Annotated in this window: 16 protein-coding genes; 8 read left to right on the forward strand and 8 right to left on the reverse strand. The window is 63.4% G+C overall.

All coding sequences use genetic code 11. The annotated features are described in order from the left end of the window. Positions 1 to 10 precede the first annotated feature (10 nt). Both F4Y38_10805 and F4Y38_10810 read right to left on the reverse strand, forming a co-directional pair. Complete coding sequence (locus tag F4Y38_10805) at positions 11 to 772, reverse strand: sugar phosphate isomerase/epimerase (GenBank protein MXY49765.1); 762 nt, start codon at positions 770 to 772, stop codon at positions 11 to 13. Positions 773 to 783: 11 nt separating this feature from the next. Next, a complete protein-coding gene (locus F4Y38_10810) occupies positions 784 to 2,190 on the reverse strand; it encodes a sulfatase-like hydrolase/transferase (GenBank protein MXY49766.1) in 1,407 nt (468 codons plus the stop codon). Positions 2,191 to 2,322: 132 nt separating this feature from the next. On the opposite strand from F4Y38_10810, the gene F4Y38_10815 reads away from it, so the two are divergent. From F4Y38_10815 to hisD, 3 genes are read left to right on the forward strand one after another with little or no spacing between them, the layout of a single operon-like run. Further along, positions 2,323 to 3,468 (forward strand): dehydrogenase, encoded by a 1,146-nt coding sequence (locus F4Y38_10815; GenBank protein ID MXY49767.1) that lies wholly within the window; start codon positions 2,323 to 2,325, stop codon positions 3,466 to 3,468. A 21-nt stretch (positions 3,469 to 3,489) separates the two neighbouring features. After that, a complete protein-coding gene (locus F4Y38_10820) occupies positions 3,490 to 4,542 on the forward strand; it encodes a DUF1611 domain-containing protein (protein MXY49768.1) in 1,053 nt (350 codons plus the stop codon). A 25-nt stretch (positions 4,543 to 4,567) separates the two neighbouring features. Then, positions 4,568 to 5,905 carry a histidinol dehydrogenase gene (gene hisD, locus F4Y38_10825; protein ID MXY49769.1) on the forward strand — a complete coding sequence of 446 codons (1,338 nt, stop codon included), beginning with the start codon at positions 4,568 to 4,570 and terminating at the stop codon, positions 5,903 to 5,905. Between the two features lie 48 nt (positions 5,906 to 5,953). Here the strand turns inward: hisD and F4Y38_10830 are convergent, their stop codons facing one another. Beyond that, a complete protein-coding gene (locus F4Y38_10830) occupies positions 5,954 to 6,709 on the reverse strand; it encodes a hypothetical protein (GenBank protein MXY49770.1) in 756 nt (251 codons plus the stop codon). Here F4Y38_10830 and F4Y38_10835 point away from each other — a divergent pair. From F4Y38_10835 to F4Y38_10845, 3 genes are all read left to right on the forward strand, one after another. Continuing rightward, positions 6,708 to 7,760, forward strand: a complete 1,053-nt coding sequence (locus F4Y38_10835) for a dienelactone hydrolase family protein (protein ID MXY49771.1) — start codon at positions 6,708 to 6,710, stop codon at positions 7,758 to 7,760. The genes F4Y38_10830 and F4Y38_10835 overlap by 2 nt on opposite strands. Then, positions 7,760 to 8,506 (forward strand): phytanoyl-CoA dioxygenase family protein, encoded by a 747-nt coding sequence (locus F4Y38_10840; protein ID MXY49772.1) that lies wholly within the window; start codon positions 7,760 to 7,762, stop codon positions 8,504 to 8,506. The genes F4Y38_10835 and F4Y38_10840 overlap by 1 nt, the downstream gene beginning before the upstream one ends. 94 nt (positions 8,507 to 8,600) lie before the next feature. Continuing rightward, on the forward strand, positions 8,601 to 9,023 hold the full coding sequence (locus tag F4Y38_10845; protein ID MXY49773.1) for a phosphoribosyl-AMP cyclohydrolase: 423 nt from the start codon (positions 8,601 to 8,603) through the stop codon (positions 9,021 to 9,023). 190 nt (positions 9,024 to 9,213) lie between these two features. Here F4Y38_10845 and F4Y38_10850 read toward each other — a convergent pair whose 3' ends face one another. Further along, entirely contained in the window at positions 9,214 to 9,954 is a 741-nt protein-coding gene (locus tag F4Y38_10850) for a phytanoyl-CoA dioxygenase family protein (protein MXY49774.1), read from the reverse strand. Positions 9,955 to 9,963: 9 nt separating this feature from the next. Then, entirely contained in the window at positions 9,964 to 10,668 is a 705-nt protein-coding gene (locus F4Y38_10855) for an SDR family oxidoreductase (protein MXY49775.1), read from the reverse strand. 200 nt (positions 10,669 to 10,868) lie between these two features. Between F4Y38_10855 and F4Y38_10860 the strand changes: the two genes are divergently transcribed. Further along, positions 10,869 to 11,969, forward strand: a complete 1,101-nt coding sequence (locus F4Y38_10860; GenBank protein MXY49776.1) for a mandelate racemase/muconate lactonizing enzyme family protein — start codon at positions 10,869 to 10,871, stop codon at positions 11,967 to 11,969. 78 nt (positions 11,970 to 12,047) lie between these two features. On the opposite strand, the gene F4Y38_10865 is transcribed toward F4Y38_10860, so the two are convergent. The 3 genes from F4Y38_10865 to uvrC form a co-directional block, all read right to left on the reverse strand. Next, positions 12,048 to 12,773, reverse strand: a complete 726-nt coding sequence (locus F4Y38_10865) for a TlpA family protein disulfide reductase (GenBank protein MXY49777.1) — start codon at positions 12,771 to 12,773, stop codon at positions 12,048 to 12,050. 122 nt (positions 12,774 to 12,895) lie between these two features. Next, a complete protein-coding gene (locus F4Y38_10870) occupies positions 12,896 to 13,249 on the reverse strand; it encodes a carboxymuconolactone decarboxylase family protein (protein ID MXY49778.1) in 354 nt (117 codons plus the stop codon). A gap of 263 nt (positions 13,250 to 13,512) precedes the next feature. Further along, positions 13,513 to 15,348 (reverse strand): excinuclease ABC subunit UvrC, encoded by a 1,836-nt coding sequence (gene uvrC, locus F4Y38_10875; protein MXY49779.1) that lies wholly within the window; start codon positions 15,346 to 15,348, stop codon positions 13,513 to 13,515. A gap of 258 nt (positions 15,349 to 15,606) precedes the next feature. On the opposite strand from uvrC, the gene rpsT reads away from it, so the two are divergent. Next, positions 15,607 to 15,852, forward strand: coding sequence for a 30S ribosomal protein S20 (gene rpsT, locus F4Y38_10880; GenBank protein MXY49780.1), 246 nt, complete (start codon positions 15,607 to 15,609; stop codon positions 15,850 to 15,852). Positions 15,853 to 15,902: the final 50 nt, after the last annotated feature.

Raw genomic sequence — 15,902 nt, forward strand, 5'->3', positions numbered from 1 at the left:
CCCGATAGGTCTAGAGGCCCATGGCGGTCATGTTGCGGAAGCTGATGGCGATACTGTCGAAGGGATCGCCTGCACAGGTATCCTGTTCGACGACGTACCACTGGGCCCCGGCGGTCTCGCAGGCGGCGACGATACCGGGCCAGTTCATGTTCCCCTCGCCGATCTCGGCCATCACCTGTTCCCTGCCCGATACGCCCAGGTCCTTGAAATGGATGACCGGGCACCGGTTGCTTACCCGTTCGATCCAGTGGATCGGATCGCCCCCGCCGTACTGGATCCAGTAGGTGTCGATCTCGAAGCACAGGGCGGGGTCGCTGTCCTCGATGAGAATGGCCAGCCCGGTCCGGCCGCCCACGCGCACGAGTTCCGTATGGTGATTGTGGTAGCTGAAGGACATGCCGGCTTTCTTCAGCCTGACCGCCACGGCGGACACGTCCGCCGCGAACCGGGAGAACCCGTCCGGATCGTCCCAGTAGGACCGCGGCATGGACCCGACGGCGATATGCTCGCAACCCCAGAGGCGGTGCTCCTCGATCACTTTGTTCGGTTCGTCCTGCAGCCGTTCGAAGGGCACGTGCGTGGCGCAGACGCGCAGGCCGGCGTCCCGGATCATGGTGCCGAGCTCCGCGGGGTCGACGGGACCGAGGGCCGAAAGCTGAATATGTTCATAGCCGATGGACTTGACTTTCTTCAGGGTGTCCGCAATGTCGGCCGGCGTCTGCACGAAGTCGCGCAACGTATAGAGCGTAACGGCGATTTTGCTTGCAGCCATCGGGGTCTCCTTCACGATGTCAGTTGTTCGAAAGCAGGCGAGTCGGCATCCCAGTCGCCGCCGACGGGTCGCAGCTGGCCGGCGCCGGAGACCGGCCTGGACCAGCCGTCCCGATCCGGGTCGGCATAGCGTTCGAACCAGCCCTCCAACTCGCCGCGCAGCGACCGGCGCCTGGCGGCGTAACCGGCATCGTCCGCGAGATTCGACCGTTCGTCGGGATCGTTCTCCAGGTCGTACAGTTCGTTGGGTCCGTCGGGATACCGGTGCACGTACTTCCACGTTTCGGTGCGTATCATGCGTGTGCCGCCGTATTCGTCGAATACCACGACGTGGTCCCGGCCGGCGTCGGACGAAGCCGCCCCGCACATCCAGGCGTCCAGGGCGTTTCGCCCCGGCAGGTTGCGGTCCCAGGGCACGGGCAAATCCAGGTAGGACAGCAGCGAGGGCATGAAATCATAGGCGCTGATCATCGCCGGCTGCACGGCGCCTTCGGGCAGGCGCCCGGGTTGACTTACGAGCGCGGGCACCAGGATGGAGTTCTCGTACATGTTCAACGGGCTGGTTCCGTTGCCCTTGCCCCAGAACCCGTGGTGTCCCAGGCTGAAACCGTTGTCGCTCAGGAAGACCACCAGGGTGTCCTCGCGTATGCCGTGATGCTCGAGCCGGCCCAGCAACCGGCCGACGTCGAGGTCCATGGCCGTGACGGCCGCAAAGTAGCCCTTCAGGCTTTCCCGGTCACCCATGCATTCGCGGGTCAGGCCGCCTGCCCACGGGTGGACGGGTTCCTGGGGACAGGAGTCGAAAGGGCAGTCATCGTAGGAATCGACAATATCCTGCGGATGCCCCGTCCACGGACTGTGCGGCGCGGTGTAGTGGACGCTCAGGTAGAACGGATCATCCTGGTTGGCGTGGCGGTCTATGAAGGCCAGCGCATCGTCGGTAATGACGTTCGTGACATACCCCGGTTCGGTGACCGGGACGCCGTTCCGGACCATAGGCGCATCATTGTAGGGACCGCCGCCGAACTGGTGGGTGAACCAGTGGGAAAACCCGTGCTGGGGCAGGGTGCTGTTGCCCAGGTGCCATTTGCCGCTGAGGCCGCATCGCCATCCGTGGGCCGCGAGCACATCGGTATACGCCGTTTCTCCCTCGAGGTAGGAAGCCGCGTCCTCGCCGACATTGCCTCCCCTGATCCAGTCGTGCACGCCATGCTGGGAGGGGATCCGGCCGGTCAGCAGCGTCGCGCGGCTGGGGGAGCAGACGGGCGTGGCCACGAAGAACCGTTCGAAGCGAACCCCGGTCTCCGCGATCCGGTCGATGTGCGGCGTGCGGATTTCCCCGTTGCCGTAACAGCCCGCCGCCCAGACGCCCTGGTCGTCGGTAAGGATGCAGAGCACGTTCGGTCGCGATGTTGCCATGATGGACCTCGGGATCGGGTGGTTACCCGGCATGAGATCGGAAGGTGCGGGTTTAAGACGGTTGAAACGGCAAATTAGTGCGCCGCCGGTGGAATGTCACGGACATTATAACCCACCCAATTCGCGTTTGCCATGCATCCGGCCCAACCCGTATATTGTCCCCCGCATAGCCGGTGGGGCGGAGGACGCGGGGCGAGCGTGTGGGGAATCGTCATGATACGAACGGGCATCGTGGGCTACGGACTGGCGGGACGGCTTTTCCACGCCTACCTGGTTTCGCGGACCGAGGGGTTGGAACTCGCCGCCGTGGCCAGCCGGGACCCTGCACGCCGTGCGCAGGCGCGTCGGGACGGGTCCGTGGATACTTACAGGACCCTGACCGATCTTCTGGCGGACGACGGCATTCAGCTGATCATCCTGGCCACGCCTCACCATACCCACGCTTCCCTGGCCATCGAAGCCATGGAGGCCGGGAGACACGTGGTCGTCGACAAGGTCATGTGCATGTCGGCCGCCGAAGCCGGGGAAATGATCGCGGTCAGCCGGCGGCGCGGGGTCATGCTGAGCGTCTTCCACAACCGCCGCTGGGACTGGGGCTATTTGACCGTGCGCAAGGCAATAGAGGATGGCCTGCTTGGCGAACCCTTCCTGGTCGAAAGGGCGGTGCACCGGTTCCGGGCATCCAGGGGTTGGCGAACGAGCCGGGCGGACAGCGGCGGGCTGCTTTACGACTGGGGCGCCCACTTGGTCGACCAGGGGCTGCAGCTGATGGCCGGCCGTCCCGAGGCAGTCCACTGCAAAGGCCACAAACGCCTGTGGGAAGGGGACATTGAAGATCATGTCACCTGCACGCTGTATTTCGGAACGGGTACTGAATACCGGATGGAAATCAGCAATCTGTCGCATATATCCAAGCCCCACTGGTACGTGCTGGGTACTCGGGGATCCCTCGTGAAGACGGGACTCGATCCCCAGGAGGACTGGATGAAGAAGGGCAGGATCGAGGACGCGGTGGAGGCGCCCGAAGACCGCGTCCTGGTGGCCGCGGAGCGGGACGGGACGGTAGAGGAGAAGATTCTGGATCCGGTGAAAGGCAGCTGGGTCGACTACTACCGGAATATCGCGGCCGTGCTGGCCGAAGGCGCCGAACTGGCCGTCCAGCCCCGCGAAATGCTGGACCTGATGAAGGTGCTGGACGCCGCAACGGAATCCATGAAATCCGGCCGCGTCGTATCGATGAACCGGGGTTCGGCGAGAATTCGCAATCCAGGCGAGTAATTCGCAATCCAGGCGAGTACTATGCAATCCAGACGAATGGTCATTCTCACCGAGGGCCAACTGGGCACGTTCTCCTCTAAGACGGCCGCGTCGCTGGTCCGCTACAAGTCCGACGAGACCGTGGCGGTGCTCGACAGCGTGCACGCCGGGAGGAAACTCGAAGACGTGCTCGAGGTGGGAACGGGCATCCCGATCGTGGCGACGCTGAGAGAGGCGATGGCCTTCGAACCGACCTCGCTGGTCATCGGCATCGCGACGCCCGGGGGTGTTCTGCCCGATGCCTGGCGGGAAGTCATCCACGAGGCCATCGAGCACGGGCTCGAGGTGGTAAACGGGCTGCATACTTTTCTCAACGAAGACGAGGGGTTCGCCCGGCATGCTGAACAGCAAGGCGTGCGGCTGTGGGACGTGCGGCAGCCGCCCGGCGATCTGGACGTGGGGCGGCACCAGGTCCACGGCCTCCCCAACCTACGTGTATTGACCGTCGGCGCCGACTCCAGCATCGGCAAGAAGATCGCCGCGATCGAAATCGACCGCGCGGCCCGCGAGGCAGGCTGGGACGCCGAGTTCGTGGCCACCGGGCAGACCGGCATCATGATCGCCGGATCGGGCATCGCAGTGGATACCGTGGCGGCGGACTACATATCGGGCGCGGCGGAAAGACTCGTGCTGGAACGCAAGCACCGGGAACTGCTGGTCATCGAAGGGCAGGGCACGATTCTGCATCCTTCCTATTCAGGCGTATCGCTCGGTCTGCTTCACGGCGCGGCGCCGCAGGCCCTGGTACTGTGCCACCAGCCTGGGAGGGACATGATGCGCAACCTCCCCGTGGCCGTGCCGTCCTACGCGGAGATGATTACCGCCCATGAGAATATCGCCCGGCCGCTGTTCCCCTGCCGGGTCGTGGCCGTATCGCTCAACTGCTTCGGCATGTCCCTGGACGATGCCCGGCGTGAAGTGGACAGGGTCGAAGAGGAGACCGGGCTCCCGGCGACGGACTGCGTGAAATTCGGTTGCGGTCCCATACTCGATGCTCTGGCGCCACTGAGGCCCGCGACGGGGAACACCCGATGACCAGACCAGTGAGGGGAAGATGAACATCCGGATATTGTCCGCCGAAGAGGCCGGGTCGAGCATCCTGCGGCGTCGTCCGCTGAACGAGGCTATGCACGCGCCGGAAATCGAAGCGCGGAACAGCGAACTTTTCGGCGAGCCCCTGACGGCGGAACAGGCCGTAGCCCGCATCATCGACGACGTCAGAGATAACGGGGATGATGCGATCAGGAGATACGCCCGGCTGCTGGACGGAAGCGTACCGGAATTCTTTGAGGTCCCGCAATGCGAGATCGACGACGCGGCGGCATCGCTGCCTTCCGGGTTGCGCGATGCCCTGGAGACCGCGGCCGGCCGCATACGGACTTTTCACGCGCGGCAACCGGCCGGGTCCTGGACGCACTGGGACGAAGAGGGCGGAACCGGCCAGATCGTCCGGCCGCTGGACCGGGTGGGCGTCTACGCACCCGGCGGAGGGGCCGTCTATCCTTCCTCGTTGCTGATGGCCGTGATCCCTGCACGGGTCGCCGGCGTCCGGGAGGTCGTCGTAGCCACGCCGCCCGGGAGGGACGGCGCGGTAACGTCCGCTGTGCTGGCCGCCGCTTCCGTGGCGGGCGCGGACACGGTCTACCGCATCGGCGGCGCCCAGGCGATCGCGGCGATGGCCCATGGCACCGGGACGGTTCCACGCGTCGACAAGATCGTGGGTCCGGGGAACGTCTTCGTGACCCTGGCCAAGCGCCAGGTATACGGGATCGTGGATATCGACCAGCTCGCCGGCCCCACTGAGACCCTGCTCATCGCCGACGAGACGGCCCGTCCGGACCTCGCGGCGGCCGACCTGCTGGCGCAGGCCGAGCACGATGCGATGGCGAGCGCCATATTGATTACGCCGTCGTCCACGCTGGCCCTGGCGGTGCAACAGGCCGTGGAGGAGCAACTGGCCGAGCTGGACAGGGCGGACACCATCCGTTCCTCCTTGGCACGGAACGGAGGGATCGTGCTTGTATCGGGCCTTGCAGCGGCGGTCGAACTGGCCAATGCCTACGCACCGGAGCACCTGTGCCTGCTGGTGGCGGACCCCTGGCCGCTGGTGGACCGGGTTCGGCACGCAGGGGGGATCTTCGTAGGCGAACATTCCTCCGAAGCCCTGGGCGACTATGTCACCGGTCCCAGCCACGTCATGCCCACCGGGGGCAGCGCCCGGTTCCATTCTCCCTTGAGCGTCCGCGATTTCCTGAAGATCACCAGCCTGTTCGCGGTTAACGAACGGGCCGAGAAACGGTTGGGACCGGCCGCGATCCGGCTTGCGGAGGCCGAAGGCCTGTCAGCCCACGCCATGGCCCTGCGACGGCGGCTTTCGAAAGACCGGAACGGGGGCTGATCCGACACGCCGGCGGACCGATCCTCGCCGTCGGTCCGATCCGAAGGGCTACCTGCCGACCTCGGCGAGTGACGCGCGGGCCGCCTGGGCCAGGAACCCCATATCGCTTCCGAGGGTGATCCACTGGAAGCCCTCCGCAATCCGCTTCCGGTTGGCCTCCATCGAGATGAACGCGTATCCGCCGGGCACGCCGAGTTCCTTCCCGCGGTCCATGATCCCCTTGACGACCTTCTCCATCTCCGGGTGCGTCGGCTGACCCACGTAGCCATGGGACGCCGCGAGGTCGTTCGGCCCGACCAGGAAAGCGTCGACGCCGGGCGTGGTGAGTATGTCGTCAAGGTGCTCCACGGCTTCGACGGTCTCGATTTGGACCATGATGAAGGTTTCTTCGTTGGCGGTGCGGAGATATTCGGCCAGATCCAGGCCTGCGGTATTCAGGAAGCGGGCGCCCATGCCGCGGATGCCCATGGGCGGATACTTGGCTGCGCGGACGGCGTACTCCGCCTGCTCGCGGTTGTTGACCCAGGGAATAATCAGGCCTTCCGCCCCGATGTCCAGCGCCTTCTTGATATGCACCATGTCGTTCCACGGCACGCGGACGAGCGGGGTGACGTCCCGGCCCCGGGTCGCCTGGATCATGGGATGAAGGATCTCGGCATTCAACGGGCCGTGTTCGCCATCGAACCAGATCCAGTCGAAGGCCAGGTTCGACACCAGTTCCACGATGTCGTTACTGGGGGTGCCGACGGATACGCCGTAGGTCACTTCGCCGTTGCGCAGTTTCTCCTTCAGCTTGTTTTTCATGGGTTCTCCCGCGGGCCATCATGCGATAAGAAAGGTGGTCTTCACGAAGTACATCACAAAGGATTTCACGATTGATTCGCTACGTTTTGATAAGTATATTGAAACCCGTCGCTCATGGAAAACAGTAAATGCCCACGGGGCTCTCGATCCGTATCTTCGGAGCAGGGCCTCCCGGTTTGAAATAGGGGTAAACATCATGGCAGGTATAACATCCAGTAGGCGATTTTCAATGCCCGTTGCGTACACTGCGCTCGTCATCCTTGCCTTTGCGGCACTGGCGATCCACGGACAGCAGATACCGTATGCGCCGACGTCCGAAGGCGAGATCCCCGACGCCATTCTCGGCGAGGCCGGCGCGCCCCGCGGCGGCGACCTGGCCTATTTCGATGAAGACCAGGCGACCAGGGGCTATCTCGCCGAACCGGAAGGGCCGGGTCCCCGGGGCGCCGTCATCCTGATCCACGAATGGAACGGCCTGGTGGACCGCGTCAGGCAGGTGGCCGACGCGCTGGCCGCGGAGGGCTACGTCGCCCTGGCGGCCGATCTGTATTCGGGCCGAACGGGGAGCAACCGCGACGAGAACATGGCGCTTGTGCGGGAAACGCTGGACGACATGGACAAGATCATCCGCAACCTGGACGCGGCGGCGGCCTACCTGAGATCGCGGCCGGACGTGAACGGCAAGATCGGCGCCATGGGCTGGTGCTACGGCGGCGGGGTCGCGCTGAGTTACGCCCTGGGCGGCGAGAACCATGACGCCACCGCTATCTTCTACGGGCGCCTGCTTGATGATCCCGAACGGCTCAGCGCCATACACCACGAGATCTACGGCACCTTCGCCGGACTCGACCGCGGCCCCTCGCCCGAACAGGTGGAAAGCTTCGTCGCCGCGCTCCGCCAGGCCGGCGTGGAGAACGACGTGCACATCTACGACGACGTCAACCACGGGTTCTGGCTATACGTGGAGCGCGATCCGAAGAACGAGGAACCCGCGCTGGACGCCTGGGAGCGGCTGAAGTCCTATCTCAAGCGAACCATCGGAAGCGATTGATGGATGCTTTCGAGCAGGCCCTCGCCGAAATCGACACCTTCGGCTTCACCCTGTTGCCCGATGTGCTGTCGGTGTCCCAGGTGCGCACGCTTCGCGAGGCGTTGACCCACGTAGCCGCGGCGCACGGCGAGGCCGATTACGAGAACCGAGGGGGCACATCGCTGCTGGTGCGGAACCTGCCCACCCTGGATCCGGTGTTTCTCCAGGTCATCGACCACCCCGTCGTCCTTCCGATCCTGGAAAGTGTGCTGGACAAGACCGTGGTACTGGGCAGCCTGAGTTCCCGCATCGTGCGGCCGGGCGACGGCTACCAGGACTTTCACAGCGACATCCCGCAGCACATGCTGAACCCGGTTTCCCCCGTGATGATGAACACCATCTGGATGCTGGACGATTTCGACGCGGCGATCGGCGGCACGCGGATCGTCCCCGGTTCACACAAGAGCGGATGGGTGGGTCCACCCAAGGGCATGGAGGTGCGGCACGTCTACCAGCCCGTGGCTTCCGCGGGCAGCGTGCTGATCTTCAACGGACAGTGCTGGCACGGAGGCGGCGCGAACACCACCGACCGCAACCGGCACGCGCTCTTCGGGCACTACCGCAAGTCCATGCTCCTCTTCCAGCTCGATCCCCACGACGGTTTCCGGGACGAGTGGTTCGAAGGGCTTTCGCCCCGCCAGAAGCAGCTATTGCGCATGCAGAAGGGCGTAGGCGCGCGCCACGCGGCGGACGACCATCTGCTGTAGAAGATCACTGGCGCATTTGATCTGGCCACCAATCCCTGCACCGCCTTCTAACGATCGCACTATTTTAGATACATTGTAGACACTTGGAGAAATCATGGCGAGTTTATCAGGATCCGACCACCTGGAAGAGGGTTCGAAGGAATCTCTGGATTTCTCGAAGCTCGGGCGAATCGCAGGCATCAAAGAGGATGTCTTACCGGTGGTCGTGCAGGATTCGTCTACGAAGGAAGTGTTGATTCTGGCCTACATCAACCGCCTGGCCCTGGACGAATCCATGAAGACCGGGATCGCCACGTTCTGGAGCACTTCGCGGAACGAACTGTGGGTGAAGGGCGCCACGTCGGGAAACGCCCTCGGTATCGATGAAATCCGCGTGAATTGCGAACAGAATTCCGTGGTCTATCTCGTGACACCCCGCGGCGGCGGAGCCTGTCACACGAAGGACAGCGACGGACAGTACCGGACCGGTTGCTACTATCGGCGCATAAAGTCGTCAGGGAAACTGGAGTACGTCTGAAGGGACCGGCGTAGCATCGGTTTTTGTGGTTCTGAAGTAAGCGTAGAACGAATCACCCTGAATTTAGGAAAGACCGGAAAACTTAACCATTTTGGAGCAACCTCCGAACATATCCTACTTTTTCGGAATACAGTCCAAAACGGTAAGAAACGCGACTCGATTCAGGTAAGAAACCAGGGCGCGTTCCCGCCTACCCCCCAAAAGCCGCCAAGTAGAGTTTTGTGCGTTCGTTCAGGACGCCGTAGAAGGCCCGGGTTTCCGGGTCGTCGCTGTCCCGCCAGAGGGTGGCGGGAATCCCCGAATCATTGGCCAGCGGGTCCCGGTCTCGGTGGCCGTAGTAGATCTGCGCGGTCTTCCGCACGGCCCGCGTGGGACGCGTCGTGGCTGTGTGGAGCACCGATACGTTGAACAGGGCGCAGGTGCCCGCGGGTCCGTGAAGGTCGTAGACGCCCCGTTCCAGTTGCGTGCTGCTCTCCTTCAAAACAGGCTGATCGACCCCTTCGGGCGAGATGGAGAAGCAGTGGGAATCCTCATCCACGTCGGTGAAATAGACCATGAGCTGGATGTAGTCCATGCGAAGGGGATGGTCGAGCCAGTGGACCTTGTCGCGGTGCCAGCGCTGGTGGAACTCGCCCTTGTACGGTCCCATGGATCGCAGCCCGATTTCTCCGAAACACAGCGGACCGCCCATCAGTTCCTCGATGGTGCCGTAGATGGCGGGATGGCGGATCAGTCCGTCGAAGGCCGGCGTGGTGATAAGGGCGTCGTAATTCGCCTCCTGATGGTGGCCGTAGGGATGCCAGAAATAGGGGTACTTGCGGCGGTCCTCGTCGAAGAGATTCAGAAAACGATCCACCTCATCGTCCACGAGGACCTTGCCGAGGTTGATGAATCCGTTCTGACGAAAGAACGCCAGGTCGGCCTGTTCCATAGTCTCCCCTCAGACCGACCGGGTGATGCCGCCGTCGACGCGCAGGTTTTGCCCGGTGATATAGCCGGAGCCGGGCGACAGCAGGAAAGCGGCCGTTTCCGCGATCTCTTCCACGGTGCCGTAGCGTCCCATGGGTATGCGCGACCGGAAGGCCTCCGATTCCGGGAGGCTGTTGATGAACCCCGGCAGGATGTTGTTCATTCGGATATTGTCCCCGGCGTGGTTGTCGGCGTAGATCTTCGTATAACTCGCCAGGGCCGCCCGAAAAGCGGTCGACACGGGGAAGTAATGCTCCGGTTCGAAAGCGGCGTAGGTCGAGATGTTCACGATGGAACCACCGCCCTGGCCCACCATGATCGGGGTGACGAGGCGCGCCATGCGCACCACGTTGAGGAACACGATGTCCAGTCCCTCGTGCCAGTCTTCGTCCGGAATGTCCAGGAGATCGCCCTTGGGCGGATGCCCCGTGCTGTTGACGACACCGTCGATGCGGCTGTGGGCGTCCATGGTCAGATCGACCAGTTTCCGAAGGTCGGCTTCGTCCGTGACGGAACCGGTCACGCCGATCCCGCCCAGTTCACCGGCGAGCGATTCCGCCGCACCGGAAGGGGACAGCAGCGAGACGGCCCACCCCTGGCCGGCCAGGTTCCTCGCGATGGCCGCACCCATGCCGCGACCCGCTCCCGTAATGACTGCTACACGTTGCGCACTCATGCCACTCCCTTCGTCGATTCGATCCCTTGACCGTTGCCGGACCCTTGTCCGGAAATGTTCTCGTGTTTCGTAGATACGCTGCCGGAGCCACGGGCTACCAGGTGCCACCGCCCCGGCCAAGGCATTGCCAAACGCCCCGACCAAGGCGATATATAAACAAATGCGTTGCCGCAATCAATGACGGAATGTAGCGTTAGATCATGAAAATTACCGCCCTGAAGACCCACGCCGTTCACGTGAATCACCGGGGAGACTGGACGTTCCTGGCGGTGCACACCGACGAGGAGATCACCGGTTACGGCGAGGTGAATCCCGGCGGCGCAAGATCCGGGAGCGTGGACTTCCTGCGGCAGGCCGAACCCGTGCTGGCCGGACGCGATCCCGGCGACATCGAACGCATCCTGGCCGAACTCCTCCCTTCGCCCGTCGACCGGTCGAAAGTGATGGCGATGAGCGCCCTCGACCAGGCCCTGTGGGACATCAAGGGGAAGGTCCTGGGCGTGCCGGTGGCCGACCTCATCGGAGGCCGCTGCCGCAATGAGATCCCCCTCTACGCCAACATCAACCGGGCTACCACCGACCGGACGCCCGCGGGATTCGCCCGGAACGCGGCCGCCGCGGTCGCGGACGGATTCGACGCCGTGAAGCTCGCGCCCTTCGACGGGATGCCTGCCGGTATCGACCGGGCTTCGGATGCCCGGGCAGGCATCGCCTGCATGGAAGCGGTGCGCGCCGCGATCGGTCCGGACGTGTCCCTGCTGATCGACTGCCACAGCCACTTCACCGCCCGGGGAGGATGCGAGGTCTTCGACGCGCTCAAGGACCTGGACCTGTACTGGTACGAGGAACCCGTGCCCGACGAGGACCACGAGGGATACCGGACCATCAAAGATCACATTGACGTGCCGCTGGCCGGAGGCGAGAGCCTGATGTACCGGGAGGGGTTCTGGCCCGTACTGGACCAGGGGCTGATGGACGTCATCATGCCGGACGTAACGATCGTGGGTGGGCTTTGGGAACTGAAGAAGGTCGCCGCCATGGCGGAGGGCCGGGGGATTCCCACCGCGCCGCACGGTCCCTTCGGGCCGTTGACCATCGCGGCGGGCGTGCAGGCCATGGCCGCCCATCCGAGGTTTCGGGTCCTGGAATACGCCTGGGGAGAGGTGCCGTGGAGACACGAGCTTATCGAACCGCCGGAGAGGATCGAAGGCGGTCGGATTCGTGTAACCGACCGGCCCGGGCTGGGCGTCTCGCTGAACATGGATGCGATTGAAACCTACAGGGCGGACCGAGATCGGTAGGCGGTCCCGTAGTCAGCCCCGGCGCCTGGCCTGGCGGCCCGGGGACGCTGGCCCGTCGGCCCCCGGACACTGGATCGCTTACTTCTTCGCCAGCGCGGCCTTGATCGCGGCCTCGAATGCGTCTTTCGTCTGGTTGTTGACGAAACGCTTCGACACGGTGCCTTCGCGATCGATCACGAAGGTGTGGGGTATGGTAAGCACGTTGCCGTACGCCTGGTAGGTCTTCCGGTCCGCTTCCACGATGGGATAGGATACGTTCAGCTTTTCGACGAAAGGTTTCGTGATGGGAAGCCCCTCTTCGTCGAGGGAAAGTCCGAGTACCTCGACACCCTGTTTCCCGTATGTTTCGTAGAGTCCGTTCAGGACCGGCATCTCCACGAGGCAGGGCGGACACCAGGTGGCCCAGAAGTTCACCACGACCACCTTTCCTTTCAAGGCGGATAGACTGGCCTCGCCGCCGCCCAGGACCGGCAGGTTGAAATCGGGCGCGGCGCTGCCTTCCTTCAGCATGAGCCGGGCCTCGATGGCCTTCAACTCGGCCACGACGGCCGCCCGGACGCGGGGAACCATGTTCGGGGTGACCTGGATCCCGAGCTCATTGTATACGGCCATGGCCGTTTCCGGACCGAAATTCGGCTTGCCGGCCTTGGATTCGGAGACCTGCTTCATGATATAGACAACGATCTTCTGCTCGTCGTCGGTCAGGGGTTGCTCGCCCTGGTCCGCGGTCTGCGCCTGTACGTTGGACAGGACGAAGGCCCCGGCAAACATTGCACATAAAAACGTTGTATATATTCTTTTCACACTTACCTCCCCTTCAGCTGATTTTTATCTCTCCGACCGTGCCTGGTTATCTTGAACTCCCGGCTGGCCGTAGACCGAGCAACCTGATCGTCGAATCCGACCCGGTTCCGGGAATTCGAATATCAGGCCTTGCTGTCTGCCTTCTCGGCCCCGGCCGCTTTCTTGAGCAGTTCGTTGAAATTCATTTCGAAATTCGCCAGGTCGCTGCGGTCCACGATCGTGGCGGCCGCTACGCCCACGGCGATGGCCACGGCTTCCCGGATCTCCGCACCTTCGGCGCCGTACTTCATGGCCTTCTTGAGATGTCCTTCCAGGCAGTTCTGGCATCCGGCGCTCAGCGACGCGGCTATGGCGATCAGTTCCTTGGTCTTGTTGTCGAGCGCCGTGCCTTCCCGGTAGGTCTCCCGGTAGAAATCGAAGTAGATGTCCTTCATCCGTTCTTCCAGCAACTCGTATGACCTGAGAACCTTGCCCACGTATGTATCCTCCGGAACCCGATGCGAAGACGTAAGGAATCTGACGTTGTATCAATGCGAACGGGCTGCGATCCGGCTGCCATCCCGCCCATCCGAACCCATTGAAGTATTCAAAATCGCGCCGGGATTATTCAAACTTAAACCCGGGAACGGTTACAGACATACTAAGGCGCTTCCTCCTCCGGCGCAATCTGATTCGGCGCACCCGCGCAATCTGATTCCGCGCCGCCTCGGGCCGCTCCCACCTGCCCGGCGCGGACCGTTCAGGATGCTTCGGGATGGAAATACCGGTACACCTTGCGCGCCGCGTCTTTGCCCACGCCCTGGACCGTCCTCAGTTCCTCCTCGGAGCACTTCCGGATGTTCTCCACGGAACCGAGCGCCAGGATCAACTGCTGTTTCCGTTTCGGTCCCACCCCGGGTATGTTGTCCAGTTCCGACCGGATCATGCGCCTTCCCCGCTGCTGCCGGTGAAAGGTCACGGCGAAACGATGGGCTTCGTCCCGGGCCTGCATGAGCATTTTCAGGGCCGGGGAGGACCGGGGTACGAGGATCGGTTCGGACTGGCCCGGACGGAAGACCTCCTCCAGGCGCTTAGCCAGGCCGATGACGGGCAGGTCGACCAGGCCCAGTTCGTTCAGGACTTGCCGTACGCTGGATAGCTGTCCCTTTCCGCCGTCGATGAGCACGAGGTCCGGCAGGGGCTTGTTCTCGTCGATCAGCCGCCGGTACCGCCGGCCGACTACTTCCTGCATCATGGCGAAATCATTGGGACCGATCACGTCCCTTACCTTGAACTTCCGGTAGTCCGACTTGCGGGGACGGCCGTCCACGAAGCAGACCAAGGAGGCTACCGGGTCCGAACCCTGGATATTGGAGATGTCGAAGGTCTCGACGCGTCTCGGCGGCGCCTCGAGACCGAGGACTTCCTGCAGGGATCCCACCGAGGCGGGCATGCTGCGGCGGACCCTGGTTTCGGCCCGTTTCAGTGCGTGGGTGTTCAACTGCAGTTCGGCGTTCTGCGTGGCAAGCCGGACCATGGCGGCCTTGTCGCCCCGGCGGGGCACGACGACTTCGACTTTGGATCCACGCTGCCGGGCCATCCATTCCCGGAACGTCTCCATGCCGTCCGGTTCGCCGGTCAGCAGGATCTCGTCGGGCCAGAGTTGCGCGGCGAGGTAGTACTGGGTCAGGAAGGCGCCCAGCGTCTCCGGTTCCGTCGACTCCTCCGGCGCCGTCAGGAAGAAGTGCTCCTTGCCCAGCAGCTTGCCCTCCCGGACCTGCAGGACCGCTCCGCACACGTCGGTTCCGTTCCTTGCGAGCCCGATGATGTCCCGGTCCACTTCCCTGTTCGAAAAAGCCCGCTGACGGATCGTCGTCTTCTCGATGGCGACGATCTGGTCGCGAATGCGTCCCGCCAGTTCGAACTGCAGTTGCTCCGACGCCCTCGCCATGCGTTCCTTCAGGCGATTCAGCAGGTCCTTCGTCCTGCCCGAGAGAAACTGGCACACCTGCTCGATGATTTCGCCGTAGCCCTCCTCGCCGATGTGCCCCTTGCACGGTCCGGGACAGCGGTCGATGTAGTAGTCGAGGCAGGGCCGGTCCATGGATGGCCACGCCTTCGCGCTGGGACAGGTGCGCAACGGGAAGACTTTCCGGACCAGGTCGATCGTCCTTCGCATGGCCTTCACGTTGGTGTAGGGGCCGAAGTACCGGGCCCCGTCCTGCCGGACGTTGCGCGTAACGACGACCCGAGGAAAAGCCTCGTTGGTCACCATGATGAAGGGAAAGGACTTGTCGTCGCGAAGCATCACGTTGTACTTCGGCTTGTGCTCCTTGATGAGATGGTCTTCCAGGAGCAGCGCGTCGACCTCCGATTCGGTGGCTACGTAGTCGAAGTCACGAATCCGGCTGGCCAGAGCGACGGACTTGGGCGCCGTGAGACGGGTCTTCTGGAAATACGAGCGGATCCGCTGCCGCAGCGCGCGGGTCTTGCCCACGTAGATGATGCGCGACCGGGCGTCTTTCATCAGGTACACGCCCGGTTTGCCGGGGAGGGACTTGAGCTTCTTTTCGATTTCCGTCGGTTCGACAGCCATGAGAAGGGTGATCCATTACGTGGATTCGGGGTGTCACAGGCATGCCTGGCCGCCTGCGGGCCACCCGTCGCATGCGGGCCGGGCAACGCCCACGCCATAAGTCAATTTAACCTTGACTTCCGGCGGCTCGCCAGGTAAATTGATGCTGGTTCCATACCGGACCCTGCGAGCCTGAAGACAGGTCGCTTCACGACAGGCCGCATCGGCCGAAACGCCGTGCGGTGTTTTGACGATTCAGCATTTTAAAGGGAGTAACAGTTGCCGACCCTCGTTTCATCCAAGAAGCGTTTGCGCCAGGAAAGCGTCCGTCAACGGCGTAACGCCACGGTCAAGTCCGCCCTCCGAACCGCCATCAAGCGCCTGCGCGAGAATGCTGACGCCGAAGCGGCGCCAGGACTCCTTGGACAGGCCTATTCCAAGCTGGACAAAGCCGTCAAGCGCGGCGTGATGCACCGGCGGACCGCCGCCCGCATCAAATCCAGGCTGACGAAACAGGCCAACTGAGCCTGATTCCGGGTACCTGCCACACCAGACCGGACGCACGTCCACCTTCC

It is taken from the genome of Gemmatimonadota bacterium (assembly GCA_009838645.1).
Lineage (GTDB): Bacteria > JAAXHH01 > JAAXHH01 > JAAXHH01 > JAAXHH01 > JAAXHH01.